Origin of the sequence: Prauserella endophytica (assembly GCF_005146945.1) — a bacterium.
Taxonomy (GTDB): Bacteria; Actinomycetota; Actinomycetes; order Mycobacteriales; family Pseudonocardiaceae; genus Prauserella_A; species Prauserella_A endophytica.
This window is the reverse complement of the sequence record NZ_SWMS01000001.1, coordinates 722,473-747,896: the sequence shown is the minus strand read 5'-3', so window position 1 is coordinate 747,896 and position 25,424 is coordinate 722,473. Positions and strand designations below refer to the sequence as shown.

The 25,424-nt window shown below is 71.3% G+C and carries 25 protein-coding genes; 7 read left to right on the top strand and 18 right to left on the bottom strand.

Translation table 11 applies throughout. The features are described from left to right. Positions 1 to 4: 4 nt before the first annotated feature. The 11 genes from FCN18_RS03780 to FCN18_RS03730 form a co-directional block, all read right to left on the bottom strand. The gene (locus tag FCN18_RS03780; RefSeq protein ID WP_137093239.1) at positions 5 to 2,512 is read right to left on the bottom strand and encodes an NADH-quinone oxidoreductase subunit G; all 2,508 of its coding nucleotides are present in this window, start codon (positions 2,510 to 2,512) and stop codon (positions 5 to 7) included. Then, the gene (gene nuoF, locus FCN18_RS03775; RefSeq protein WP_112266525.1) at positions 2,509 to 3,792 is read right to left on the bottom strand and encodes an NADH-quinone oxidoreductase subunit NuoF; all 1,284 of its coding nucleotides are present in this window, start codon (positions 3,790 to 3,792) and stop codon (positions 2,509 to 2,511) included. Before nuoF ends, FCN18_RS03780 begins: the two co-directional genes overlap by 4 nt. Then, a complete protein-coding gene (gene nuoE / locus FCN18_RS03770) occupies positions 3,789 to 4,649 on the bottom strand; it encodes an NADH-quinone oxidoreductase subunit NuoE (protein WP_112266524.1) in 861 nt (286 codons plus the stop codon). Before nuoE ends, nuoF begins: the two co-directional genes overlap by 4 nt. Then, positions 4,646 to 6,019, bottom strand: a complete 1,374-nt coding sequence (locus FCN18_RS03765) for an NADH-quinone oxidoreductase subunit D (protein ID WP_112266523.1) — start codon at positions 6,017 to 6,019, stop codon at positions 4,646 to 4,648. The genes nuoE and FCN18_RS03765 overlap by 4 nt, the downstream gene beginning before the upstream one ends. A gap of 34 nt (positions 6,020 to 6,053) precedes the next feature. After that, entirely contained in the window at positions 6,054 to 6,821 is a 768-nt protein-coding gene (locus FCN18_RS03760) for an NADH-quinone oxidoreductase subunit C (RefSeq protein ID WP_113642045.1), read from the bottom strand. Further along, positions 6,821 to 7,369, bottom strand: a complete 549-nt coding sequence (locus FCN18_RS03755) for a NuoB/complex I 20 kDa subunit family protein (RefSeq protein ID WP_112266522.1) — start codon at positions 7,367 to 7,369, stop codon at positions 6,821 to 6,823. Before FCN18_RS03755 ends, FCN18_RS03760 begins: the two co-directional genes overlap by 1 nt. Before the next feature lie 5 nt (positions 7,370 to 7,374). Next, on the bottom strand, positions 7,375 to 7,770 hold the full coding sequence (locus FCN18_RS03750) for an NADH-quinone oxidoreductase subunit A (protein WP_112266521.1): 396 nt from the start codon (positions 7,768 to 7,770) through the stop codon (positions 7,375 to 7,377). Between the two features lie 429 nt (positions 7,771 to 8,199). Continuing rightward, on the bottom strand, positions 8,200 to 9,468 hold the full coding sequence (locus tag FCN18_RS03745; RefSeq protein WP_137093237.1) for a geranylgeranyl reductase family protein: 1,269 nt from the start codon (positions 9,466 to 9,468) through the stop codon (positions 8,200 to 8,202). Further along, a complete protein-coding gene (locus tag FCN18_RS03740) occupies positions 9,465 to 10,181 on the bottom strand; it encodes a demethylmenaquinone methyltransferase (RefSeq protein ID WP_137093234.1) in 717 nt (238 codons plus the stop codon). Before FCN18_RS03740 ends, FCN18_RS03745 begins: the two co-directional genes overlap by 4 nt. A 10-nt stretch (positions 10,182 to 10,191) precedes the next feature. Continuing rightward, positions 10,192 to 11,295 carry a glycosyltransferase gene (locus tag FCN18_RS03735; protein ID WP_112266518.1) on the bottom strand — a complete coding sequence of 368 codons (1,104 nt, stop codon included), beginning with the start codon at positions 11,293 to 11,295 and terminating at the stop codon, positions 10,192 to 10,194. Continuing rightward, on the bottom strand, positions 11,295 to 12,413 hold the full coding sequence (locus FCN18_RS03730; RefSeq protein ID WP_206077792.1) for a glycosyltransferase family 4 protein: 1,119 nt from the start codon (positions 12,411 to 12,413) through the stop codon (positions 11,295 to 11,297). Before FCN18_RS03730 ends, FCN18_RS03735 begins: the two co-directional genes overlap by 1 nt. A gap of 175 nt (positions 12,414 to 12,588) precedes the next feature. Here FCN18_RS03730 and FCN18_RS03725 point away from each other — a divergent pair, with 175 nt between their 5' ends. Beyond that, positions 12,589 to 13,431 (top strand): inositol monophosphatase family protein, encoded by an 843-nt coding sequence (locus FCN18_RS03725; protein ID WP_112266517.1) that lies wholly within the window; start codon positions 12,589 to 12,591, stop codon positions 13,429 to 13,431. A gap of 60 nt (positions 13,432 to 13,491) precedes the next feature. Here FCN18_RS03725 and FCN18_RS03720 read toward each other — a convergent pair whose 3' ends face one another. The 3 genes from FCN18_RS03720 to menD all read right to left on the bottom strand — a co-directional run bounded on the left by FCN18_RS03720 (position 13,492) and on the right by menD (position 17,329). Beyond that, positions 13,492 to 13,941, bottom strand: coding sequence for a DUF3592 domain-containing protein (locus FCN18_RS03720; protein WP_228713610.1), 450 nt, complete (start codon positions 13,939 to 13,941; stop codon positions 13,492 to 13,494). A 22-nt stretch (positions 13,942 to 13,963) separates the two neighbouring features. Beyond that, on the bottom strand, positions 13,964 to 15,472 hold the full coding sequence (locus tag FCN18_RS03715; RefSeq protein WP_137093232.1) for a M1 family metallopeptidase: 1,509 nt from the start codon (positions 15,470 to 15,472) through the stop codon (positions 13,964 to 13,966). Between the two features lie 186 nt (positions 15,473 to 15,658). Beyond that, entirely contained in the window at positions 15,659 to 17,329 is a 1,671-nt protein-coding gene (gene menD / locus FCN18_RS03710; RefSeq protein WP_113642001.1) for a 2-succinyl-5-enolpyruvyl-6-hydroxy-3-cyclohexene-1-carboxylic-acid synthase, read from the bottom strand. Positions 17,330 to 17,377: 48 nt separating this feature from the next. On the opposite strand from menD, the gene FCN18_RS03705 reads away from it, so the two are divergent. The 4 genes from FCN18_RS03705 to FCN18_RS03690 all read left to right on the top strand — a co-directional run bounded on the left by FCN18_RS03705 (position 17,378) and on the right by FCN18_RS03690 (position 21,574). Further along, entirely contained in the window at positions 17,378 to 18,301 is a 924-nt protein-coding gene (locus FCN18_RS03705) for a 1,4-dihydroxy-2-naphthoyl-CoA synthase (RefSeq protein WP_112266512.1), read from the top strand. Further along, entirely contained in the window at positions 18,301 to 19,440 is a 1,140-nt protein-coding gene (gene menE / locus FCN18_RS03700) for an o-succinylbenzoate--CoA ligase (protein WP_113642000.1), read from the top strand. Before FCN18_RS03705 ends, menE begins: the two co-directional genes overlap by 1 nt. Positions 19,441 to 19,515: 75 nt before the next feature. After that, complete coding sequence (locus tag FCN18_RS03695; RefSeq protein ID WP_137093230.1) at positions 19,516 to 20,628, top strand: hypothetical protein; 1,113 nt, start codon at positions 19,516 to 19,518, stop codon at positions 20,626 to 20,628. Positions 20,629 to 20,701: 73 nt separating this feature from the next. Continuing rightward, complete coding sequence (locus FCN18_RS03690) at positions 20,702 to 21,574, top strand: 1,4-dihydroxy-2-naphthoate polyprenyltransferase (protein ID WP_113641998.1); 873 nt, start codon at positions 20,702 to 20,704, stop codon at positions 21,572 to 21,574. Here FCN18_RS03690 and cds1 read toward each other — a convergent pair. The 3 genes from cds1 to FCN18_RS03675 are packed head-to-tail and all read right to left on the bottom strand — an operon-like array spanning position 21,567 to position 23,391. Next, positions 21,567 to 22,640: an L-cysteine desulfhydrase Cds1 gene (gene cds1 / locus FCN18_RS03685; RefSeq protein ID WP_112266504.1), complete on the bottom strand. Its 1,074-nt coding sequence runs from the start codon at positions 22,638 to 22,640 to the stop codon at positions 21,567 to 21,569. The two genes, FCN18_RS03690 and cds1, sit on opposite strands and share 8 nt — an antisense overlap. Further along, positions 22,637 to 22,921 (bottom strand): DUF4229 domain-containing protein, encoded by a 285-nt coding sequence (locus tag FCN18_RS03680; RefSeq protein ID WP_112266502.1) that lies wholly within the window; start codon positions 22,919 to 22,921, stop codon positions 22,637 to 22,639. Before FCN18_RS03680 ends, cds1 begins: the two co-directional genes overlap by 4 nt. An 11-nt stretch (positions 22,922 to 22,932) precedes the next feature. Beyond that, the gene (locus tag FCN18_RS03675) at positions 22,933 to 23,391 is read right to left on the bottom strand and encodes an Lrp/AsnC family transcriptional regulator (RefSeq protein ID WP_112266500.1); all 459 of its coding nucleotides are present in this window, start codon (positions 23,389 to 23,391) and stop codon (positions 22,933 to 22,935) included. Between the two features lie 192 nt (positions 23,392 to 23,583). Between FCN18_RS03675 and FCN18_RS03670 the strand changes: the two genes are divergently transcribed. After that, a complete protein-coding gene (locus FCN18_RS03670; RefSeq protein ID WP_112266498.1) occupies positions 23,584 to 23,793 on the top strand; it encodes a BldC family transcriptional regulator in 210 nt (69 codons plus the stop codon). A gap of 137 nt (positions 23,794 to 23,930) precedes the next feature. Beyond that, positions 23,931 to 24,116, top strand: coding sequence for a hypothetical protein (locus FCN18_RS03665; RefSeq protein ID WP_112266497.1), 186 nt, complete (start codon positions 23,931 to 23,933; stop codon positions 24,114 to 24,116). 30 nt (positions 24,117 to 24,146) lie between these two features. Here FCN18_RS03665 and FCN18_RS03660 read toward each other — a convergent pair whose 3' ends face one another. Continuing rightward, positions 24,147 to 25,364 carry a MinD/ParA family ATP-binding protein gene (locus FCN18_RS03660; protein WP_112266495.1) on the bottom strand — a complete coding sequence of 406 codons (1,218 nt, stop codon included), beginning with the start codon at positions 25,362 to 25,364 and terminating at the stop codon, positions 24,147 to 24,149. Between the last annotated feature and the right edge of the window lie 60 nt (positions 25,365 to 25,424).

Below are 25,424 nucleotides of genomic sequence, written 5' to 3'. Positions count from 1 at the left end.
GGGGTCACTGTGCACCTCCGGCCGCGATGGAGACCATGGCGCCGTGCCCGGCGCCGAGCGTGGCACGGACCTTCGAGCCCGGCGAGTTGCCGGGCAGCCAGACCACGCCGTCCGGCAGGTCGGCGACCTCGATGGGCAGCGTGATCGAGCCGCGGTCGGTGGAGACGGTCACGTGCCCGTTCAGCCCTTCCGCGGTGGCGGCGGACATCCTGGCGACCACGGGGCGCGCGGTTCCCGCCAGGTGCGGCTCGTCGACCTGCAGGGAGCCGTCGTCGATCAGCTGCCGCCAGGTCGCCAGCACCGCCTGCCCCTCACCCGGCGTCGCCACGGCTCCGTTCGGGACGTCCGGAGCGGCCCCCAAGGCCACCTTTGTTGCGCTCAACGCACCCAAGGTGGCCTTGGGGGACAGTCGCGCGAAGTCGCCTGCCGCGGCGGCCGGGGTCTGGGTGAAGAGGTCGGCGTCCATTTCGACGGCCAGGGTGTCGAGGACCCGGCAGTCGGGCAGCGCGCCCGTGCCCTCCAGCGTCACCGAGAACTCGCGACGACGACCCTCCCAGTTCAGGAAGCTGCCCGCCTTCTCGTCGACAGGGGCGATCGGCAGGACCACGTCCGCGTGCTCGGTCACCGCGCTCGGCCGAAGCTCCAGGCTCACCACGAAACCCGCCGCCGCGAGCGCCTTGCGCGCCAGCGCCGGGTCCGGCAGGTCGTCCGGGTCGACGCCGCCGACGAGCAGGCCGTCGAGGTCGCGGGTGACCAGCGCGTTCAGGATGCCCGTGGTGTCGCGCCCCGGTTCGGCGGGCAGCGCGCCCTCGGCGAGGTTCCATGCCTGCTCCACCTCCGCGCGGGCCGCAGCGTCGGTGACGGACCGGCCGCCGGGCAGCAGCGTCGGCAGCGCGCCGGCCTCCACCGCGCCTCGCTCGCCCGCCCTGCGCGGGATCCACGCGAGCCGGGCACCGGTGCGCTCCGAGAGCCGGTGCAGCGCGGAGAACAGGCCGGGCACCTCGGCGGCCCGCTCACCGACGAGCACCACGGCGCCCTCGGCCCGCAGCCCCTCGTCGAGGTCGGGCGCGTGCTGGGCGATGCCCTCCACCGCGCTCGCCTCGCCGCCGGGCACGCACGCGAGCAGCTCGCCGAACGTCCTCGTCACCGCGGGCGTGGACCACTGTCCGATGTGGACCACCTTGGTGCCGTGCTTGCGCGCGCCCTTACGCAGCCGCAGGTAGACGGCCGGGGCCTCCTCCTCCGGTTCGAACGCCACGCACAGCACCAGCGGCGCGTGCTCCAGCGCGTTGAACGTGACGCCGTTCTCCGGGCTGGTGCCCACCACGCGCGAGGCCAGGAAGTCCAGCTCCTCGGGCGAGTGCGCCCTCGCGCGGGCGTCGATGTCGTTGGTGCGCAACGCGACGCGGGCGAACTTGCTGTAGGCGTAGGCGTCCTCGACCGTCGAGCGTCCGCCGGGCAGCACCCCGACGCCCTTGCCGTCGCGAGCCTTCGCGAGCCCCTCGGCGGCAACGCGGAGCGCCTGCGTCCACGACGCCTGCTCCAGCTCACCGGTCTCGGCGTTGCGCACGAGCGGGGTGCGGATGCGGTCGGCGGCCGTCGAGTACCGGAACGCGAAGCGGCCCTTGTCGCAGATCCACTCCTCGTTGACCTCGGGGTCCTCACCGGCGAGCTTGCGCATCACCTTGCCGCGCCGGAAGTCCGTGCGCTCCGCGCAGCCCGACGAGCAGTGCTCGCACACGCTCGGCGACGACACGAGGTCGAACGGCCGCGACCGGAACCGGTACTGCGCGCTGGTGAGCGCGCCGACCGGGCAGATCTGGATGGTGTTGCCGGAGAAGTAGCTCTGGAACGGCTTGCCGCTGGTGGTCCGCGACGCCATGTCCAGCACGTCGGCCGTCTCCGCGGTGCCGATCTGCTGGTGCACCCCGCGTTCGAGCAGCTCGATGAACGGGTCGCCCGCGATCTGCGCGGAGAACCTCGTGCAGCGCTGGCACAGCACGCACCGCTCGCGGTCGAGCAGCACCTGCGTCGAGATCGGCAGCGGCTTGGGGAACGTGCGCTTCTTGTCCCGGAACCGCGAATCCGGCCGCCCGTGCGCCATCGCCTGGTTCTGCAGCGGGCACTCGCCGCCCTTGTCGCAGATCGGGCAGTCCAGCGGGTGGTTGATCAGCAGCAGCTCCATCACGCCCTGCTGCGCCTTGTCGGCGACGGGCGAGGTGCGCTGCGTCTTGACCACCATGCCGTCGGCGACCGTCATCGTGCACGACGCCTGCGGCTTCGGCATCGGCCTGCCGCCCATCTCCACCTCGACGAGGCACTGGCGGCACGCGCCGGCCGGGTCGAGCAGCGGGTGGTCGCAGAACCGCGGGATGACGGTGCCGAGCCGCTCGGCGGTGCGGATGATCAGCTCGCCCTTGGGGGCGATGACCTCTTCCCCGTCGATCGTCAGCTTGACGTAACCCGGCGGGGTTTCAGTCACCTCGTCCTTGTGGCTTGGTGCCATCGTCATGCTTGCGCTCCCACCAGCTCACGCCTGTTGCTCTCACACAGCGCCAGGAACTCGTCCCGGAAGTACTTGATGCCGCTGGTGATCGGGCTGACCGCGCCGTCACCGAGTGCGCAGAACGAGCGGCCGAGGATGTTGTCGCAGACGTCGAGGAGGGTGTCGATGTCCTCCTCGGTGCCGTGACCGGAGACCATGCGCTCCAGGATCTGCGCGAGCCAGTACGTGCCCTCGCGGCACGGGGTGCACTTGCCGCACGACTCGTGCTCGTAGAACTGCGTCCACTTCATCACGGCCCACGGCACGGAGACGGTCTCGTTGAAGACCTGCACCGCGGTGGTGCCGAGCATCGACCCCGCCTCGGCGGCGCCCTCGAAGTCGAGCGGCACGTCCAGGTGCTCGGCGGTGAACAGCGGCGTCGACGAACCACCCGGCGTCCAGAACTTGAGCGGGATGCCGTCCTTCATGCCCCCGCACAGCTCCAGCAGCTCCCGCAGCGTGGTGCCCAGCGGGGCCTCGTACTGACCTGGCCGCTCGACGTGGCCGGAGATCGAGAAGATCTTCGGCCCCGGCGACTTCTCGCTGCCCATCTGGCGGAACCAGTCGGCACCGCCGTTGACGATGTAGGGCACGCTCGCGATCGTCTCGACGTTGTTCACCGTCGTCGGCGCGGCGTAAAGGCCCGCCGCGGCGGGGAACGGCGGCTTGAGCCGCGGCTGGCCGCGACGGCCCTCGAGCGAGTCGAGCAGCGCCGTCTCCTCGCCACAGATGTAGGCGCCCGCTCCCGCGTGGACGGTGATCTCCAGGTCGAAACCGGAGCCCAGGATGTCGGTGCCGAGGTAGCCCGCCGCCTTCGCCTCGCGCACGGCGGCGTTGAGCCTGCGGATGCAGTGCAGTGCCTCACCGCGCACGTAAATGAAGCAGTGGTGCGAGCGCATCGCGTACGAGGCGATGACGCACCCCTCGATGAGCGAATGCGGGTCGGCCATCATCAGCGGGATGTCCTTGCAGGTTCCCGGCTCGCCCTCGTCGGCGTTGATGACGAGGTAGTGCGGCTTGTCCTCGTTGGGCGGCATGAACGACCACTTGACGCCCGCGGGGAACCCGGCACCGCCGCGACCGCGCAGGCCCGAGTCCTTCACCAGCTGCACGAGCTGCTCCGGCGTGCCCTTCAGCGCCTTGCGCAGCGCCGTGTAGCCCTCGAGCTTCTCGTAGGTCGACAGCCGCCACGACTGCGGCGACAGCCACCTCTTGGTGAGTACCGGGGTAACGGGATCGGCCGTCATTTCGCCTCCACCTCCGGCAGGGGTACGTCATCGGACATCGCTGGCGCCGTCCAGCCGCGCTCCGCGGCCAGCTGCGCCCCCCGCAGCGTCTCGACGGCCTGCGAGGGGCCGTCCACGTCGATGCGGAACGCCTCGTCGTCCTCGGGGAAGAACCCGGCGAGCTGGAGCTCCACCGACCTGAAGTCCGACAGCGGGGCGCCGCGCGAAGGGGCGGGCTTGTCCCCGCGCCGCAAGGCGTCCACGAGCTCCACCGCCTTCTCGGGCGTCTGGTTGTCGTAGTACTCGTAGTTGACCTGCAGCACCGGGCCGAGGTCGCACGCGGCGAGGCACTCGGCGTGCTCGATGGTGACCGAACCCGGCTCGCCAGGCGTGCCCGCGGTCTCCTCGTGCCCGAGCGGTTTCCCGTCCTCGCCGAGGTGTTCCTGGAGCCGCTTGTAGATCGCGTCGCCGCCGAGCGCGGCGCACAGCGTGTTGGTGCACACGCTCACCAGGTGCTCGCCGCAGGGCTTGCGCTTGTACATCGTGTAGAACGTGGCCACCGCGCTGACCTCGGCCTCGGAGAGGTCGAGCTGGTGGGCGCAGAAGGCGATGCCCTCCTGGCTCACGTAGCCCTGCACCGACTGCACCAGGTGCAGCATCGGCAGCAGCGCCGAACGCGACTGCGGGTAGCGGGCGGCCAGCTCCTTTGCCTTGGCCTCGATGTCGGGGCCGAACGGGTCGGCCAGCGCGTCGTCGGCCAGCATGCCCTCCTCGCGGACGGGCGAGATCGCGACGACGTCGACGTCCTCGCCCGCGGCGGCGAAGGTCTGCTTGGCGGGCTCCTTGCCCGGCCGCGGCGTCTCCGACGGCGTGGTCATCGGTCCACTCCCCCCATCACCGGGTCGATCGAGGCGATCGCGGCGATCACGTCGGCGACGAGGCCGCCCTCCGACATCGCCGGCATCGACTGCAGGTTCACGAAACTCGGCTCGCGCACGTGGACGCGCAGCGGCCGGGTGCCGCCGTCGGAAACGAGGTGGTAGCCGAGCTCCCCGCGCGGCGATTCCACCGGCACGTACACCTGGCCCGGCGGGACGTGGAAGCCCTCGGTCACGAGTTTGAAGTGGTGGATCAGCGACTCCATCGACTGACCCATGATCTTGCGGACGTGCTCGAGCGAGTTGCCCATGCCGTCGCTGGAGATCGACAGCTGGGCGGGCCACGCGATCTTCTTGTCCTCCACCATCACCGGACCCGGTTCGAGCTTCTTCAGCACCTGCCGGACGATCCGCAGCGACTGGTGCATCTCCTCGACGCGGATCAGGTAGCGCGCCCAGCAGTCGGCGTCGTTCGAGGTCGGCACGTCGAACTCGAACTCGTCGTAGCAGGAGTACGGCTCCACCTTGCGCAGGTCCCACGGCAGGCCGGCGGAGCGCAGCACCGGGCCGGTGACGCCGAGCGCGAGACACGCGTCGACGGGCAGGTAGCCGACGCCCTTGAGCCGGTTGCGCCAGATCGGCTGGCCGGTGAAGAGCTTGTCGTAGAGCGGAAGCCGCTCGTCCATCACCTTGCAGAACTCGGTGACGGCCTCGTGGAAGTCCTCCGGCATGTCCTGCGCGAGCCCGCCGGGCCGGATGAACGCGTGGTTCATGCGCAGGCCGGTCAGGTGCTCCAGCAGGTGCAGCACCTCCTCGCGCTCGCGGAAGCCGAGCGTCATCGCCGTGGTGGCGCCGAGCTCCATGCCGCCGGTGGCGATGTAGACGAGGTGCGAGCCGATGCGGTTGAGCTCCAGCAGCAGCACGCGCAGCAGCTGCGCGCGGCGAGGCGCCTCGATGCCGAGCAGCTTCTCGACGGCGAGGCAGTAGCCCATCTCGTTGGACAGCGGCGCGAGGTAGTCCATGCGCGTCACGAACGTGACGCCCTGGGTCCACGTCCGGTACTCGCAGTTCTTCTCGATGCCGGTGTGCAGGTAGCCGATCACCGAGCGGAGCTGGGTGACGGTCTCGCCCTCCATCTCCAGCACGAGCCTCAGCACTCCGTGGGTCGACGGGTGCTGCGGGCCCATGTTGATGACCATGCGCTCGTCGTGCGCGGCGTCGGAGAGGACGTCGTCCCAGTCGCCACCACTGACCGTGTAGACGCGGCCCTCGGTGGTCTCGCGGTGTGCGGCGTAGCCGACGCTGTCGGCACCTTCGGGTGTGGTGTCGGTGCCGGTCGTCGCGTCGGCGAGACGATCGCTCGTTGTCATTGCGCCTCCAGCGGGAAAGAGTGCTTCGGCCGTGTCATGAGTACGACCTCCGCGTGTCGGGCGGCGGGATCTCCGCGCCCTTGTACTCCACCGGGATCCCGCCGAGCGGGTAGTCCTTGCGCTGCGGGTGCCCGTCCCAGTCGTCCGGCATGAGGATGCGGGTGAGCGCGGGGTGCCCGTCGTAGACGATCCCGAACATGTCGTAGGTCTCGCGCTCGTGCCAGTCGGCCGTCGGGTAGACGTCCACAATGGACGGCACATGCGGATCCTCGACGTCCAGCGTCACCTCGAGGCGGATCCGGCGCCGGTAGGTCATCGACGTCAGGTGGTACACCGAGTGCAGGCGCTGCGGCACGTCGACGCCGTAGTCCACACCGGACACCGAGCTGCACAGCTCGAACCGCAGGCCGGCGTCGTCGCGCAGCGTGCGGCAGATGGCGACCAGGTGCTCGCGGGCGACGTAGAAGGTGATCTCGCCGCGGTCGACGGTCACCTGCAGGATCGCCTCGGCGGGGATGCCGTTGTCGGCCAGCGCCGCGTAGAACTCGTCGGCGAAGTCGTCGAACCAACCCCCGTAGGGCCGTTCGGCCGGTGGCGGTGAGTACGCGGGCAGCCGCAGGCCGCCGTAGCCGGAGGTGTCGCCCGTGCCGGAGACGCCGAACATCCCCTTGCGCTCCCGGCCCGCGACCACCGGCTCGGCAGGCCGGGCGGGTTCGGATCCGCGCGGCTCGAGCCCACTCTCCGGCCGCTCGGCGCTCGACTGTTCGGCTCCGGTCTCTGGCTTCTCTTCAGGCACTGGGATCACTTCTTCGCGAACTTGATCGACGAGGGCACGATCGCGGTCTGCTCGCCGCTGGCGGCCCTGGCCGCGGCACGGCGCGGGCCCATCGGCTCGTCCTGGATCTTGGCGTGCAGCTTGAGGATCGCGTCGAGCAACATCTCGGGCCGGGGCGGGCAGCCCGGCAGGTACATGTCCACCGGGACGATGTGGTCGACGCCCTGCACCACGGCGTAGTTGTTGAACATGCCGCCGGAGGAGGCGCACACGCCCATCGCCAGCACCCAGCGCGGCTCGGCCATCTGGTCGTAGATCTGGCGCAGGACCGGGGCCATCTTCTGGGTCACCCGGCCCGCGACGATCATCAGGTCGGCCTGGCGCGGTGTGGCGCTGAAGCGTTCCATGCCGAACCGCGCGATGTCGTAGCGGGATCCGCCGGTGGTCATCATCTCGATGGCGCAGCAGGCGAGTCCGAACGTCGCGGGCCACAACGAGTTCTTGCGAGCCCAGTTCACCACGCCCTCGAGCTTGGCCAGCAGGATGCCGTTGGGGAGCTTCTCTTCGAGACCCATAGCCGTCAGTTCCAATCCAGCCCGCCGCGCCGCCATACGTAGGCGTCGGCGATGAAGAAGGTTGCGATGAAGAGGGTGGCCGCCGCGACGCCCCACAGCCCGAGCGCGTCGGCCGAGACCGCGTAGGGGAACAGGAACACCATCTCGATGTCGAAGAGGATGAACAGCATCGCCGTCACGTAGTAGGCGACGGGCATGCGGCCCGCGCCGACCAGCGGCTGCGGCGACGGTTCGATGCCGCACTCGTAGGCCGAGAGCTTGGCCTTGTTGTAGCGGCTCGGCCCGACCAGCGGGCCCAGCAGCACGGAGAACACGGCGAAGGCCAGCGCCAGTACGAAGATCAGCACCAGCGGCAGGTAGACACCGATGCCGGCCTCCGCACCGCCCTGTGCCAGCACCATCCCTGCCGAGGCAACCGATGAGTTCACTGCGGCACCATCCTTTCCGCGCCGCTGCGTTACGGACGTGTGTTTCTGTGCGACTTCTGGGCGGCACCCTAAGGGACCTGAGTCACACCGCTGAGGGTTAGGCCACCCTTACCCCGTGTGGTCAACCACCCCTGTCTCCGCCCGAGAGCACAAGGGTGCTTGTGAAATAGTTCACAAGCTTCTCGTCGAAGTTGTGAAGCCGTTCACAAAGCATGGGGGCAGTGTAGGACTCGACTCACATGCTTGTCGCTAGTGCCCGTGCTATAAGGGTTACCTAACTTGCTGTGCCACAGAGTGCACACGCAGTGCCACGTGAACCCCGGTCACCTGCGCAAAAGCGACGAACGGCGCCGTGCGCACAGCACAAAGTACAGGCGTACTGTGAGCTATCCCACGTGCCCGTCAGGCGCTGGGCGTGACGCGCGCGAGCAGGGAGATGAGCCGGTCGACGCCGTCGCCGCCCTTCGCGTCGTAGCAGCCGGAGAGCCCCTTGTAGACGAGCGGGATCAGCGGGTTGACGCGCAGGCCGTACTTCGTCGCCGCGCGCATCACCTTCGGCTTGCCGATGGCCTTGGCGAAGACGTTGCCGAGCCGGTAGTAGCCGCCCATGAGATCGGCCAGCGCGCGCGGGTAGCCGCTCAGCGCACGCTCACGCGAGGGCCCCTCCGGCCGGGCCAGCGCCTGCACCACGTGCTCGGCGGCCAGCTGCGCCGACTCCATCGCCGCGGAGATGCCCTCGCCGTTGAACGGGCTCACCATGCCGCCCGCGTCGCCGAGCAGCAGCAGCCCGTCGCGGTAGTGCGGCGTGCGGTTGAAGCCCATCGGCAGGCCGGCGCCGCCGATCTTGCCGACCGCGTTCTCCTCGCGGTAGCCCCATTCCTCCGGCGTCGAGTCGAGCCACGACCGCAACAGCGCGCGGTAGTCGGTGTTGCGGAACGACGCCGACGTCGAGAGCATGCCCAGCCCGACGTTCACGGTGCCGTCGCCGAGGGGGAAAGCCCAGCCGTACCCGGGCAGCAGCTTGGGCCGGCGGGGATCGCTGCGGTCCCACAGCTCCAGGTGACCCTCGATGTAGGGATCTTCGTGGCGCGGGCTCTTGTAGTAGCGGCGTACGGCCACCCCCATCGGCCGCTTCTCGTCCTTGTCGATACACACCGAGAGCGCGAGCCGTGCCGAGACACCGTCGCACGCGAGCACCAGCGGCGCGCGGTAGCTGACCGGCGTCTTCTCGGGGCCCACCTTGGCTTCCACGCCGACCACACGGCCGGCCGCGTTGGTGATCGCGCCCGTGACGGTGGTGCGCTCGTACAGCCGCGCACCGGCCTTGACTGCCGTCTTCGCGAGGAGGTCGTCGAAGTCGTGCCGGGTCCGCGCCACGCCGTAGGGCGGATAGCTCGTCAGGTCCGGCCAGTCCAGCTCGAGCGTCAGGTCGCCGGTGAGGATGCGCAGGCCCCTGCTGTGCACCCAGCCCGCTTCCCGGCTCGTGTCGATGCCGAGGTCGATCAGCTGCTTCACGCCGCGCGGGGTGAGGCCGTCGCCACACACCTTCTCGCGCGGGAACGTGGTCTTCTCCAGCAGCAACACGTCCACACCGGCGCGGGCGAGGTACGTGGCCACCGTGGAGCCGGCCGGACCCGCACCGACGACGATGACCTCGGCATCGTTGTTCATGCGTCCGAGTTTACGGAGGAGTCCGCGGCGGGCTTGCGAGCACGGTGGATGGCCACGACACCGAAGGTTAGGTTGAGCCACTCCACCTTCGTCCAGCCCGCCGAGGCGATGATCTCGCCGAGCGCGCGCTGGTCGGGCCAGGTGAGCATCGACTCGGCCAGGTAGCCGTAGGCGTCCGGATTGGACGATGCGCGCCTGCCGAGCCACGTCATCGCGCGCAGGATCACCTTGCGGTAGAGGAACCGGATCGGCGGGAACGTGGGCGTGGACACCTCACAGATCACCAGCCGCCCACCCGGCTTGACCACGCGGGCGATCTCGGTGAGCGCCGCCTTGGTGTCCACGAAGTTGCGGATGCCGAAGGAGATCGTCGCCGCGTCGAAGCTCTCGTCGGCGAACGGCAGGCGCAGGGCGTCGGCGGCGACCATCGGCACACCGCGCTGCCTGCCGTTGCGCAGCATCTCCAGCGAGAAGTCCGCGGCGACGCAGTAGGCGCCTCCCCGCGAGTACTCCTTGGTCGAAACCCCGGTGCCGGCCGCGAGGTCGAGCACCGCCTCCCCGCGCCGCGCCTCCAGCACTCTGGCCGTGGTGATGCGCCAGCGCCGGTCGAAGCCGAACGTCATGACGGAGTTCGCGCGGTCGTATCCCGCCGCGACTCCGTCGAACATGGCGGCGACCTCGCGAGGATCCTTGTCCAGGCTCGCTCGTGACATGCCCGCGAGTCTAGGCGAGAACCGAGAGCATCCCCCGCACCGCGACCGGCCACGCGAATTCCTCCGCCCTCGCCCGTGCCGCCGCCCTGCGGTGGGGCTCCGGCTCGTCCAGCAGGCCAGTGACCGCCGTGGCGAAGGCGGGCGCGTGGTCGGCGACGGCGGCACCGCAGCCCGGCCGCACGATCTCCCGCAGCGCCGACGAGGCCGACACCACCACGGGCGTGCCCGACGCGAGCGCCTCCAGCGCCGCGAGCCCGAACGTCTCGTGCGGGCCGGGGGCCAGCGACACGTCGGCGGTCGCGAGCAGCCTGGCGACCTCGTTGCGGTCGGCGAGGAATCCGAGGAACGTCACCGGCAGCCCGCGGGCCCTGCGCTCCAGCGCCCTGCGCCTCGGCCCGTCACCGGCGACGACGAGCCGGACCTTCGCCCCGGACTCGGTAAGCTCGGCCACCGTGTCGACGCTGCGCTCGACGTGCTTCTCCGGCGACAGCCGTCCACAGTGCACGATCAGCGCGTCGGCGCCGCCGGAGAGCGTGTGCCGCCAGCCGTCGTCACGCAGGGTCGGCGTGAACGCTCGCAGGTCGACACCGAGCGGCACGCGCTGCACGTTGGGCGAGCCGATCCGGTCGAACTCGGCGCGCGCGAACGCCGTGGTGCACACCACCTTGTCGTAGCCGGCAGCCATGCGCCGGTTCGCCGCATCGGCGGCCCGGCGGGCCACCGGGCCGGGCAGCAGGAACTGCTCCAGCAACCGGTCGAGCCGCTCGTGGGAGATCACGACGCTTGGCACGCCCCGGTCCCTGGCCCAGCGGCCCATGCCGCGCAGCGTGAGCCGGTCGGAGACCTCGAGGCGGTCGGGCTCCAGCACGCGGAGCAGGCTCCGAACGCGGTACGGGTCGACCGCGCGGTACCCGCCGGTGCCGGGGATCCGCGGCGCGGGCAGTGTGACGCGGCGCACGCCGTTGGGCAGCGTCTCGTCGGCGTGCCGGGCACCGGGCACGACCAGGGTCACGTGGTGCCCGCTCGCGACGTAGCCCGCGCCCAGATGGTGCAGCGCGGTCCGCAGCCCGCCGGAGCGGGGGCCGTAGAAGTTCGCGAGCTGCACGATGTGCATCACGCGGCCCGTAAGACGTGGCCCCGGACCGCTTCGTAGTGACCCACGAGCTGGTCGCACACGGCGGGCCAGGTGCGCCCGAGCACGCCGCGCCGCGCCTGCGTGCCGAGCCGGGCGCGCAGGTCGCCGTCCCGCAGCTCGTCGACGCGCGCCCGCAACTCGGCGGCGAACCGCGAACGCTCCGGTGACAGCAGGAAACCAGTCGAGCCGTGGTCGACGAGATCCCGGGGGCCGCCCGCGGCGGGCGCGAGCACGGGCAGGCCCGACGCCATGGCCTCCTGCACGGCCTGGCAGAACGTCTCGTGCGGGCCGGTGTGCACGAACACGTCGAGGCTCGCGTACGCGGTGGCCAGCTCCTCGCCGTAGCGGGCGCCGAGGAACGCCGCGCCGGGCAGGCTCGCGCGCAGGCCGTCGAGCTCGGGGCCGTCGCCGACCACGACCACCCGCACACCCTCGATCCCGGCGAGCGCGGTCAGGCGGTCGACCTCCTTCTCCGGCGCCAGCCTGCCCACGAAGCCGACGAGCAGCTCACCGTTCGGGGCCAGCTCGGCGCGCAGGGCAGGGTCGGCGTGCGCCGGGGAGAACCGCTCGATGTCGACGCCCCTGCCCCAGCGGTAGACGCGCGGCACGCCGTGCAGCCGCAGCTCCCGCACCGAGTGGGTGGACGGCGCGAGCGTCCGGTCGGCCTTGCTGTGCAGGCGGCGCACCCAGCGCCAAGCGGCGCGAGCGCCGAGGCCGAGCCCGTACGCAGTGGCGAACCCGGCGATGTCGGTCTGGTAGACCGCGACCACCGGCACCCCGAGGCGCCGCGCCGCGGCGAGCCCGCGCGCCCCGACCACGAACGGTGACGCCAGATGGACCACGTCCGGCACGAAGTGCGCGAGCGCGGTGAGCACGGTCCTGGTCGGCACGCCGACCGGCAGTGAGTTGACGACGGGCAGGTCCACGGCGGGCACCCGCACCACGGGGGCACCCCGGTACTCCTCTTGGCCCGCACCCGGTGCGATCACGAGGACCTCGTGACCGTGTTCGCCCAGATGCTCCACCACCCGGAGCACGGAGTTGGTCACGCCGTTCACCTGGGGCAGGAAGCTCTCGGTGACGATGGCGACTCGCACGTACCGACTCTCGCAGCGGTCCCGGGCAGCGGAACCACGGACACGTAACGGATGAGCCAACGGTGCCGAAACTCTTCGCCCGGGGCGTCACAAAGCGTAGTCGTTCACGAATGGCGAGCGACCCTTCATCTGCGCGTCGCGTGCCGGACACTCGGCGCCGCCACGCTAGAGAGGCATGACCCTCTTGTCCTCCCGCCGGGCGCGGCCGGTCGAACCGGGCCTGCTCTCCAAGGCCCTCGAGGTCGCAGGCCGCCTGGCCAACGACGCCACGGACGTGATCACCGCGACGGCCGGACGGGGTGCGCAACCCGGCACAAAGGATTCGCCGTTCGACTGGGTCACCGACACCGATCGCACGCTCGAACGGCACACGCGGCGGGTGCTGACCTCCGAGTTCCCCGGCATCCCCGTCGTCGGTGAGGAATACGGGCCCGACGTGGGCGCCGACGCAGCCGAGTACCGCTGGGTGGTGGACCCCGTCGACGGCACCGCGAACTACGTCGCCGGGGTGCCATGGTGCGCCTACAGCCTCGCGCTGGTGGACGCCTCCGGGCCGGTGGTCGGCGTGGTGGCCGACCCGTACCGGGCGCAGATCTACGCGGCGGCGAGGGGCCGGGGCGCGAGGGCCAACGGAAAGCCGGTACAGCTCACCGCGCGGACGAGGACGGCGGGCGCGATCGTGTGCACCGAGCTGGCCCGCACGGGTCCGTGGCCGGGCATGGGCGAGTTCATCGAGCGCGCGGCCGCGGCACACGCCGGGGTCCGGGTGCTCGGCTCGGCGGCGTTGTCGATCGCCCAGGTGGCGCTGGGCCACGCGACGGCGGCCGTGCTGCACAGCTATCACGAGTGGGACGTCGCGGGCGCGGTCGCGCTGGCGATCGAGGCGGGCGCCGTGGTGCTGGACCGGCGCGGCGAGGGCACCGCCCTGCCCACCGACGGCCTGCTCGTCGCCGCACCGGGCGTTGCCGACGAGGTGATGGGCTGGTGGTCGGGCGTGGTCCCGGCCGCGGCCCGCTGAGCCGTACCCCCGACCGCAGTGAAGGCCACCTTCACTGCGTTGCGGCACACCGCGGTTTGGCTAGGCGGCGACGGGTTCCTCGGTGAGCTTGCGGCGGCGCGAGCGGATCCACCACAGCAGCGGCCCCGCGACCAGCCACGTGAACAGCGCCGTGGTGCCCACCGGCAGCAGCGTCAGCAACCACGTGCGCCCGGCGACCTTCGCCAGGTCGGGGTTGGTGGTGTCGTACTCGATGCGCACGAGCTGCCCCGCGTTGAGCCCGTCGGGGTAGAGCACGCCGTTGGACGGGCTGTGCGTGACGCCGTCGGGCGTGTCGAAGCGGATGATCGTGCGGTCGAACAGCACCTGGTCGACCTGTGCCGTCGCGATGCCGTGGTTGGCGGCGATCGCGCGGTCGTTGCGCAGGGCCCCGAAGACGAGCGTCGCGCACAGCAGCGTGATCACAGCGGCCACTCCGAGGACCACCCACGCCCCGATGCGCAACGCTCGTTCGTTCGGGATTCCTAGCACGCGGCGAGCATAACCGCCCCGATCACTCGCCCGCGGCGAGTTGCTCGTGCGTGAACCGGATCTCGGGGTACGACTCCGGCTGCGCCACGGCCGCGGCGCGTGCCGTCGCGGGCGTACCGTTCGGGCTCTCGGCGGGCTTGCCCGCGGTGAAGAGCCACGTCTCGAACACCTCGTCCAGCTGCTGTCCGGAGATCCGCTCGGCGAGCTCCACGAACTCCGGGATCGTGCCGTGGCTGTCCTTCTTCTTCTCCAGCCACGTCCGCAGGATCGTGAAGAACGCATCGTCTCCGACGGCCTTGCGCAGCGCGTGCGCGGCGAGCGCGCCCCGGTCGTAGACGGCGGCGTGGAACTGGTTCTCCGGGCCTGGGTCACCGGGCAGGACCTGCCAGAACTCGTCATCCGCCGGGTAGAGCTCGTAGACGTACTGCGCCAGCTCGTCGGCCGTGCCCTCGCCCGCGTACTCCGACCACATGAACTCCGCGTAGGTGGCGAAGCCCTCGTTGAGCCAGATGTCACTCCACGCACCGAGCGCCACGGAGTCGCCGAACCACTGGTGTGCGTTCTCGTGGACGACCACGGACATGTTGGTGCCGGAGCGGAAGAACGCCGCGTCGTACACCGAGCGCGTCTGGTTCTCCAGCGCGAAGCCGAGGCCCGTGGTGGCGATGCCGCCCTGCGCCTCGAACGGGTAAGGGCCGAAGTAGCCCTCCAGGAACTCGACGACCTCGGGCGAGCGTTCGATGCTCGCCTTCGCGGCCGGCAGGCTGGGCCCGAGCAGCGGGTCGTAGGCGGTGACGAACGGCTGGCCGCTCGGCGTCTCCGACTGCAGCACCTCGTAGTCGCCGACCGCGATGAACGCGAGGTAGGTGGCCATCGGCTCGGTGCTGCGCCAGTTCCAGCGCGTCCAGTCCTTGCGCTGCTTGGTCTTGCGCACGAGCGTGCCGTTGGACAGCGCGGAGACGTCGTCGGGCACCTCGACCGAGATGTCGAAGGTCGCCTTGTCGGTCGGGTGGTCGTTTGAGGGGTACCACCATTCGGCGATGGTCGGCTGGTCGACGGCGAGTGCGCCGGTCGGCGTCTTCTTCCACGCCTGGTAGCCGTCGATGGTGACCTTCGATGGCACGTCGGCGTAGGTGACGACGACGGTCACGAACTGGTTCTTCGCCAGCGGCCTTCGCGGCGTGACCACCAGCTCGGTGAAGTCGTCGGGGTCCTTGGCGAACCGGGCGGGCTGGTTGTTGACCCGCACCGAGTTGACCTTGAGCCCGAAGTCGAGGTTGAGGCTGGAGAGCTCCTGCGTGGTGGTGGCGAGGATCGTGGTGGTCCCCGCCAGCTGGTCGGTGTCCGGCTGGTAGGTGAGCCGGATGTCGTAGTGGGCGACGTCGTAACCGCCGTTGCCCGCGCCCGGGTAGTACGGGTCGCCGAGCCCGGGGTCGCCGGGCGCGGGGGCCGCACTGGCCGTGGTCGCCAGGAGAACTGTCGCGAGACCCGTCGCGACTGCGCCGGTGGCGGCGCGTGTTGGAAGGCGCATGGCGGGCAAACTAGCGCCGATCTCACACGGGGAACACGGCCGAAAGGCGGCTCTTGTCCCGTAGGCCCGACCGCAGTGAAGGCCACCTTCACTGCGGTGAATCAGGCACAGCGGCGCGCAGCGCCTCCGTCTGGGCGGTGGGGGGAGACGGGCGGGCGCAGGCATGGTGGCCTTCACTGCGGTCGATCAGGAGCTGGTGACCGCGTCGGCGACCGCGGCGCGGAGGCGGGCGTGCAGGTCCCGGTGCCGCGAACGGTCCACTCGCACCTCCACCACGCGCAGACCCGGCCGCGGGCGCAGCGCGGCGCGGAACTCCGTGAGCGTCTCGACGAGCGTGTGCGGCACGTGGTACCCGGCGCACAGCGCGGCGAGGTCGGCGCCGTGCGGCGTGCCGAAGACCCGCTCGAAGGCGTCGCTGTGCTCGGGGGCGCCCTGCTCCAGCAGCGAGAAGATGCCGCCGCCGTCGTCGTTGAGCACCACGATCGTGAGGTCGGGCCGCTGCTCGGCGGGCCCGGTGAGCAGGCCGTTGATGTCGTGCAGGAACGTCAGGTCGCCGAGCAGCGCGTACGACGGGCCGCGATGCACCGTGGCCGCCCCGATCGCCGTGGACACCGTGCCGTCGATGCCCGCGACTCCTCGGTTGCGGTGCACCAGCACGTCGGGCCGCTGCCCGCCGGCCAGCGCGACGTCGCGCGCCGGGTTGGAGGAGCCGACCACCAGCAGTGAGTCCTGCGGCAGCCCCCGCACCAGTTCGTCGGCCACGCGCAGCCCACTCGGCCACGGCTCGTCCGCGAGCAGGTCCCGCACGGTCTCGGTCGCTGCCGCGTCGGCCCGCTGCCAGCGCGCGAGCCACTCCGGGTCCGACGGCTTGGTGGGCTCGTCGAACCACTGCCCCACCTGGCGGACGTTGTGGGCGGGCGCGGGCCAGTCCGAGTCGGGCCGCACCAGCAGCACCTCGATCGACGGGTCCGACAGCAACCGCTGCACCTGCCGGAACACCGTGGGCCGCCCGATGCACAGCACCTGCTCGGGCTTGTGCGCTGCGATGAACTCCTCCACGCCCAGCACCCACGCCCCGCCGGAGATCGCGGTCGCGCCGCCGAGGCCGAGCCCGCCGGTCTCCGACACCACGGGCCAGCCATGCTGCTCGGCCCACTCGCTCGCCGCGCGCACCCCGGCGTCGCACGCGATCACCAGCCCGTGCCGGGCCGAGGGGACCACGAACGACGGCAGCGCGCCGAAGTCGGGCAGCTCCGTCCAGCGGGCGCCCTGCGGACGGCCGTCGAGCGACTCGTACCACTCGTCGTCCCCGTCGGGCACCAGCGGCTCGCGGAAGGGGACGTTGAGGTGCACCGGGCCGCAGCGCCACTCGCCGTAAGCGGCGTTCCACGCCCGGCACACCTGGCTGCGCCAGTACGCGTTCTGGCCTGCCCTGCGCTCGGCGACGGCGAGCTCGTCGAAGTAACGGACGGCGTCGCCGTAGAGGTTGTGCTGGTCGATCACCTGGTTGGCCCCGGCCGCGCGCAGCTCCGGAGGGCGGTCGGCGGTGAGCACGATGAGCGGCACCCCGGCGCGGTCGGCCTCCAGCACGGCGGGGTGGAAGTTGGCCGCCGCCGTGCCCGACGTGCACACCACGGCGACGGGCCGCCCCGTGCGAGCCGCGATGCCGAGCGCGAGGAACGCCCCGCTCCGCTCGTCGATGCGGACGTGCAGGGTGAGCTTGCCCTCGGCGGCCGCCTCGTAGAGCGCCAGCGACAGCGGCGCGTTGCGTGACCCGGGGCTCAGCACCACGTGGGACACCGTGTTGCGAACGAGCTCGTCGACGATGACCCTCGCCTGCGCGGTGGAAGGGTTCACGAGCGAGCCCCCTCAGGCCTGACGGATGAACGGCATATTCTCCCAAGCGTGCATGACGCCCAGGTATCGGAACTGTTCGACCCCGCCGCGTGGACGCAGCTGGAGGGTTTCGACTTCACCGACATCACCTACCACCGTTCTACGGAGAGCCGATCCGGCAAGCGCATCGTCCGGATCGCGTTCGACCGTCCCGAGGTGCGCAACGCTTTCCGGCCGCACACCGTCGACGAGCTGTACCGCGCGCTCGACCACGCCCGGATGAGCCCGGACGTCGGCTGCGTCCTGCTCACCGGGAACGGCCCATCACCCAAGGACGGGGGCTGGGCGTTTTGTTCCGGCGGTGACCAGCGTATTCGCGGTAGGTCCGGGTATCAGTACGCGAGTGGCGAGACATCGGACACGGTCGACCCCGCGCGGGCGGGCCGGCTGCACATCCTGGAGGTGCAGCGCCTGATCCGGTTCATGCCCAAGGTCGTGATCGCGGTGGTACCGGGCTGGGCGGCGGGCGGCGGGCACTCGCTGCACGTCGTGTGCGACCTCACGCTCGCCTCCACCGAGCACGCCCGTTTCAAGCAGACCGACGCCGACGTGGGCTCGTTCGACGGCGGGTACGGCTCGGCCTACCTCGCCCGCCAGGTCGGCCAGAAGTTCGCGCGCGAGATCTTTTTCCTCGGCCGGGCCTACACCGCCGAGGAGGCCCACCAGATGGGCGCCGTCAATGCCGCGATCCCGCACGCGGAGCTGGAGAAGACCGCGATGCAGTGGGGGTTCGAGGTGCTCGGCAAGTCGCCGACCGCGCAGCGCATGCTCAAGTACTCGTTCAACCTCATCGACGACGGGCTCGTCGGCCAGCAGCTGTTCGCGGGTGAGACCACGCGCCTGGCGTACATGCAGGACGAGGCCGTTGAGGGCCGCGACTCGTTCCTCCAGAAGCGCGAGCCCGACTGGTCGGACTACCCGTACTACTACTGATGCGCGTCGTCCGGACCGGCGGGGACCCCGCGTCGATCGGTGAGCTGCGGGCCGCGCTGCTCGCCGCGCTCGACGGGGGCCCCGCCGTCCTGCCGCTCGACCCGCGCAATCCGGCCGCGCCCGGCCTGCTCGCGGCGATGGAGCCGGACACACCCGTCGAGCCTGGGACGGCGGTGATCATCCCGACCTCGGGTTCCACGGGCGGCCCCAAGGGCGTGCTCCTGTCGCCGAAGGCGCTGCTCGCCTCGGCGCACGCGACGCATGCCCGGCTCGGCGGGCCGGGTCGTTGGCTGCTTGCCACGCCCGCGAACTACGTCGGCGGCCTCCAGGTGCTCGTGCGCGCGCACGTCGCGGGCTCGGAGCCGGTGGTGCTCGACACGTCCCGCGGCTTCGACCCGGCCGCGTTCGCCGAGGCCGCGGCCACGCTGTTCGCTTCGCCGGGCCCGCACTACACCGCGCTCGTGCCCACCCAGCTGGCCCGCCTGCTCGACGCGGGCGGCTCAGGCGCGAACGGGTTCGACGCGATCGTGCTCGGCGGTGCGCGTCTCGACGACCGGTTGCGGGAGCGGGCCGCCGAGGCGGGCGTGCGGGTGGTGTCGGCATACGGGATGAGCGAGACGGCGAGCGGCTGCGTCTACGACGGCGTGCCACTCGACGGGGTGCGGGTGCGGCTGGGGGCGGGTGACCGCGTTGAGCTCGCGGGCGACGTCCTCGCGCACGGCTACCGGCTGCGTCCCGGACTGACCGCCGAGGCGTTCTCCGGCGGTTGGTTCCGCACGAGCGACGTCGGCAGGCTCCACGACGACGGGCGGCTGGAGGTGCTGGGCCGCGCCGACGACGTGATCAACACCGGCGGCGTGAAGGTGCCCGCCGGCAGCGTGGAGCGGGCGCTCACCCGGCACGCGGGCGTGCGCGCGGCGTGCGTGGTGGCGCTGCCCGACCCGGAGTGGGGGCAGATCGTGGCGGCGGCGGTGGTGCCCGAAGGGCCGGCGCCGCCGGCCGAGGAGCTGAAGGCGCTCGTCCGCGAGGCGCTGGGCGCGCCCGGCGTCCCGAAACGGCTCGCGTTCGTCGCCGAGCTGCCCCTGATCGGGCCGGGCAAGATCGACCGCGCCGCCGTGCGGTCCACCCTGCTGGGGTAACCCGGCAGGCTGGCGTTCTACGACGGCACGTCGTGGTTCGTTGACATGCCCGCGGCCGCGGCTTTTCCTGCGGGCATGAAGCAGCGAAGACGCAGGTCAGCCGCATTGTCGGCGATCATCGGACTGGCACTGACCTTCCCGGCGGCGATGGCCGATGCGGACGAAACGGTCAGCTGGACCCTCGACCCTGCACCCGGGCCCGTCGCCCGCGCGACGACGGACCCGTTGGGACTCGGCGTCACCGACCACCCCGTCGAGCACCTCGACGTCGGCGTCAACTCGGTCACCACCACGGCGCCCGGACCCGGCGCGGCCGTGGACGTGCGAGGGCTGCGCGCCGACGGCACGTGGTCGGAGTGGATCGAGATCGGTGAAAGCGCGCCGGCCGTGCTACCCGAGCGCACGACGTCGGTACAGGCCCGCGTGGTGACGACCGCCGGGGGTGAGCCGAAGCCGGTGACCCTCACGGCCTGGCACGACGCCTCGGCGGAGGCCGGTGACACGGCGCACGGCACGACGTTCCGGATCTTCGCCACGCGCGAGGGTCTCGTCGGCGGCACCACCGCGAACGGGCACGTGATCACCGAGCGGGACCACTTCGTCGCGCTGCCCTCCCGGCGCGGCCTCGCCACCCGCGGCGGGGGCGACTACACGGTCAAGGTCTGCACCATCGGCAACCAGCGCTGTGAATGGGCGCCGGTGTGGGACGTCGGGCCGTGGAACACCAAGGACGACCACTGGAACCCCGGCCGCGAGTCGTGGCGGGACCTGCCGCACGGCGTGCCGCAGGCGCAGGCCGCCTACCAGGACGGCTACAACGGGGGCCGCGACCAGTTCGGGCGGAAGGTGAAGAACCCGGCGGGGATCGACCTCGCCGACGGCACCTTCTGGGACGGCCTTCGCCTCGCCGACAACGCCTGGGTGAACGTGACCTACCAGTGGACCGGGCACGGGCCGTGGGGCACCGTCGAGGCGCCGTGGGCGCTCAACGTGCGCACCGGACCCTCGCTCTCGGCGCCGCAGGTGGGCTTCGCCGCACCGGCCGCGCGGGTGCGCATCGAGTGCGTCGCCGTCGGGCAGTGGCAGGCGGGCTCCCAGGGCCACTCCAACCGCTGGTACCGCCTCGCACCCGGCATGTACGTCTCGGCCGCCCACATCCGCGAGGCCCTGCCCGCCCCCATGTGCTGAGCCAACCCCACCCGCCGCGCACCGGCCACCCGGTCGGCACCGCGTGGAGATCGGCATGGCGAAGAATGGCGGTATGGCAACCGTTGCGGAGTGGATCGAGGGGGCGCGGCCGCGGACGTTGCCCAACGCCGTCGCCCCCGTCCTGGCCGGCGTCGGCGCGACCGTGCAGCTCGGCGCCTTCTCGTGGTGGCAGTCGCTGCTGGCCCTGCTCGTGGCGCTCGCGCTGATCATCGGCGTCAACTTCGCCAACGACTACTCCGACGGCGTGCGCGGCACCGACACCGAGCGCGTCGGCCCGCTGCGGCTGGTCGGCTCCGGCGTTGCCAGGCCGAAGGTCGTGCTCGCCGCCGCACTCGCCTCGCTCGGCATCGCCGGGGTGCTCGGGCTCGTGCTCGTCGCCGCGACGGGTACGTGGTGGCTGCTCCTGCTGGGCGCCGCGTGCATCGCGGGCGCCTGGTTCTACACCGGTGGCCGCAGGCCCTACGGCTACGCGGGTCTCGGCGAGGTGGCCGTGTTCGTCTTCTTCGGCCTCGCCGCCGTGCTCGGCACGGTCTACGTGCAGGCGGGCACCGTCAGCTGGGCGGCACTCGGCTGCGCGGTCGCCATCGGATCGCTGTCCACAGCGGTGCTCGTGGCCAACAACCTCCGCGACATCCCCACCGACCGCGAGGCGGGCAAGCGCACGCTGGCCGTCAAACTCGGCGACGCCGGAACCCGGCGGCTGTACCTCGTGCTCGTGAGCGTTCCGTTCGCGGTCACCGTGGCGCTCGGCATCGCGAGCCCACTCGCGTTCGTGGGCCTGCTCGCCGCGCCACTGCTGGCCGTTCCGGTGCGCACCATCGCGGGCGGCGGCTCGGGCAGGGCGCTGATCCCCGTGCTCGGCGGCACCGGCATGGCCATGCTGGCCTGGGCCGTGCTGACCGGCGGCGCGCTCGCTTTCAGCTAGGGAACCGGCCCGTCTCCAGGAACCGCTCCATCGCCGCGCGGTGCGGCGCGAGGTCGTGGCCCTGCTCGGCCACCCACGCGTCGTCGTAGTAGGTCTTGGCGTAGCGCTCCCCGCCGTCACACAGCAACGTGACGACGCTGCCCTGCTCCCCCTCGGCGAGCATCCGCGAGATCAGCGTGAACGCACCGTAGAGGTTGGTGCCGGTCGAACCGCCCGCCCAGTGCCCCGTGCGCTCCCGCAGGAACCTGATCGCCGCCAGCGAGCCCGCGTCGGGGACCTGGAACATCTCGTCGATGATCTCCGGCACGAACGACGGCTCGACGCGAGGCCTGCCGATGCCCTCGATCCGCGACGGCATGCCGGTGGCGTAGTCCATCGCGCCGGTCTCCCACGCGCCGAAGAACGCCGAGTTCTCGGGGTCCACCACGGCGATCCTGGTGTGGTGCCTGCGGTAGCGGACGTACCGGCCGAACGTGGCGCTCGTGCCGCCCGTGCCCGCGCCGACCACGATCCACGACGGCACCGGGTGCCGCTCCGACCGCAGCTGCGTGAACACCGACTCGGCGATGTTGTTGTTGCCGCGCCAGTCGGTGGCCCGCTCGGCGAAGGTGAACTGGTCGAGGTAGTGCCCACCGCATTCGGCGGCGAGCCGCTCGGCCTCGGAGTACATCGCGGGCGGGGCGTCCACGAAATGGCACCGGCCGCCGTAGAACTCGATGAGGTCGATCTTCTCCTGACTCGTCTTGCGCGGCACCACCGTCACGAACTCGAGCCCGAGCATCCTGGCGAAGTAGGCCTCGGAGACCGCCGTCGAGCCGCTGGAGGCCTCGATGAGCACCGTGTCCGGCCCGATCCGGCCGTTGACGAGGCCATAGAGGAACAGCGAGCGCGCGAGCCGGTGCTTGAGCGAGCCGGTGGGGTGCACGGACTCGTCCTTGAGGTAGAGGTCGATGCCCCACTCGGAAGGTAAAGGGAAGACATGCAGGTGCGTGTCGGCACTGCGATTGGCGTCGGCCTCGAGGACCCGGATGGCCTCACGGACCCACGCGGCGGTGCTCTCGCTCACTCCGTCTCCGGGGTGTCACCGCGCAGCTGCGCCCGCAGCGCGGCCCGTTCGCGGGCCCGGTTCTCGTTGCGGGCGGCCAGCCCGGCCGTGACGCGGGCGTTGAGCTTGCGGAGCAGGAGGAGGCCGAGCGGCAGGCCGACGACCAGGCCCACCGCCAGTGCCACCAGCAGCGGCACGCCCACCAGCACGAGAATCGCGGCCACCACGCCCACCAGCACGAAGCGCGCCAGCACGTACAGGGTCAGGTCGCGGGCGAGGTGCTCACCTGGTCGTTCGCTCACGTTCTACGAGGCTACCCCTGGTCGAGGCCGGTGTTGTTGGGGCGGCCCTCGAACCGGGTCGACAGCACGACCGTGGTGCGCGTGCGCGCGACACCGTCGATGCGGCGGAGCCTGCCGAGGGTGTGTTCCAGCTCGTCGACCGTCTCGACCCTGACCTTGACGACGAACGCCTCGTCGCCCGCGACCGCGTAGCAGCTCTCCACCTCGGGCAGCTCCCCGAGCGCGACGGCGACCTCGTCGTCGGAGGCGGTGTCGGTGGGCTGGATGCCGACGAGCGCGGTGACCCCGAGGCCGACTCTGCGCGGGTCGACCACGGCGTGATAGCCGGTGATCACCCCGGCGGCCTCGAGTTTTCCGACGCGTTCGTGTACGGATGAAGCGGAGAGGCCGACGGTCCTGCCGAGCTCGGCGTAGGTGGCCCTGCCGTTGTTCCGGAGCTCGGCGATGATCTTGCGGTCGAGTTGGTCCACGGGCCAAGGCTAGATCCAGGCGAACCGTGTCCGAACCGGCCCTTTTGTCCCTTACTACCTCTTTACCCTTTGACAACCGTTCGAGTACCCGACGGGTGAAGTGCAACGATTGCGGCGTCGAAGACCAGGCACGCCGGTTGTGAAGCCCGACGCGCTCTCGGTATGGCACTGATGGTGTGAAGGAGGCGGAAAGTGACCGCGACCACGGGAGGACGGCTACTGACACCGGGCGAGGTCGCCGCGTTGTTCCGGGTGGACCCGAAGACGGTGACCCGCTGGGCGACGGCTGGGCGGATCGGCTCGATCCGCACCCCAGGAGGGCACCGCAGGTTCCGCGAGGCCGAGGTCAACGAGCTCCTCGCCGAGCTGACCACTGACGCCAGCGAGCCCAAGCGCGCCTGATCCGGCGACCGCGCGATGGTGGTGACGGAGGGCAACCCTCCAGTGCCGCAGGGCACCCTCCGCCCCCCGAACCCGGCAAAAGGGTTAATCTCGAGGTAAGCACAGTCCACCTCGCGCAGCATACGAAGGGAGCGAGCATGCTCTACCTGCTCGCAGCGATCGGCGCGCTGACCATCGCCGTCCTGTTGTGGCGGGTGTTCGGGGCCGAACGCGTCGGCGTTCCGCAGCGCCCGAGTGCCGTCGCTCCCGACGACGACCCGGATTTCCTTCGCAAGCTCGGTGAGCAGCGCCCGAAGAAGCCCGACGAGGACGACAAGGGCTGACCTGGCCGCGGCTGACCTGCCCGCTGGGCCTCAGCGCACCATCCGGTCGGCGGCGAAGCCGTCGGCAACCGTCGCGGCGAGTTCGAGCAGCGCGAGCCTGGTGGCCTCCTCGAGGCGTTCCAGCTCGATCTCCGCGCCTTCCTCCAGGTGCGGGTCGAACGGAATCCGCACGACTCCCCTCGTCCGCGCCGCGAAGTGCGCGGCCAGCTTGTCGAGGTCGACCGAACCCGCCTTCGGGCGCACCGAGTTGATTACCGTGACCGAACGTTTGACCAGGTCACCGTAGCCGTGCGCGTCGAGCCAGTCGAGCGTGGCCGACGCGCTGCGCGCACCGTCGACCGAGCCAGACGACACGATCACGAGCGAATCCGCCGAGTCCAGCACGCCCTTCATCGCCGAGTGCATCAGTCCGGTGCCGCAGTCGGTGAGGACGATGTTGTAGAAGTGCTCCAGCAGCGCGACCGTGCGCCGGTAGTCGTTCTCGGAGAACGCCTCCGAGACGGCCGGGTCCTGCTCGCTCGCGAGGATCTCCAGCCTGCTCGACCCCTGTGACGTGTAGGCCCGCACGTCGCTGTAGCGCGTGATCCGGTCGGCGTCGCGCAGCAGGTGCCGCACGGTCGCCGTGGTCTCGATCGGGATCTTCTGCGACAGCGTGCCCCGGTCCGGGTTCGCGTCCACCGCGATCACGCGGTCGCCGCGCAGCGACGCGAACGTGGAGCCGAGCGTGGTCGTGGTGGTGGTCTTGCCGACGCCGCCCTTGAGGCTCAGCATCGCGATCTTGTAGCAGCCCCGCAGCGGCTGGTTGACGCGCGAGATCAGCTCGCGGCGCCTGCGGTCGGCCGGGCTCTCCCCCGGGTTGATCAGCTTGCCCGTGCCCAGGTAGAGCGCCTTGCGCCAGCCCGACTGCGGGGTGCGCTTCATGCGCTTGACGAACTGGCCGCCGGTGAGGTCGGCGCCATTGCCGAGCGCGTGCCGCGAGCGCTGCGGCTGCGGCAACGGCGGCAACTGCTGACCGCCCTGCTGTGGCGCCGGCGCGTACGGGTGCTGGTGCTGTTGCCGGGGCTGAGCGGGCTGCTGCGCCTGCGGGGCCAGCGGGGGCAGGTTCGGGTCGTACGCCGGCTGCTGCGGCGGGTACGCGGGCCGCTGCGGCGGCTGCGCAGGCGGCACGGCGGGGTGGGGCGTGGAATCCGTGCTCGCCTCGGACGAGAGCGGCTGGTCCTGCCCGTTCGGGTCGATGGGTCCGGTCACCGCGTCATTCCTCCGATGGTCGCGAGGTTGTCCCCCTTACCTTCACCCGCGACGGTAGTC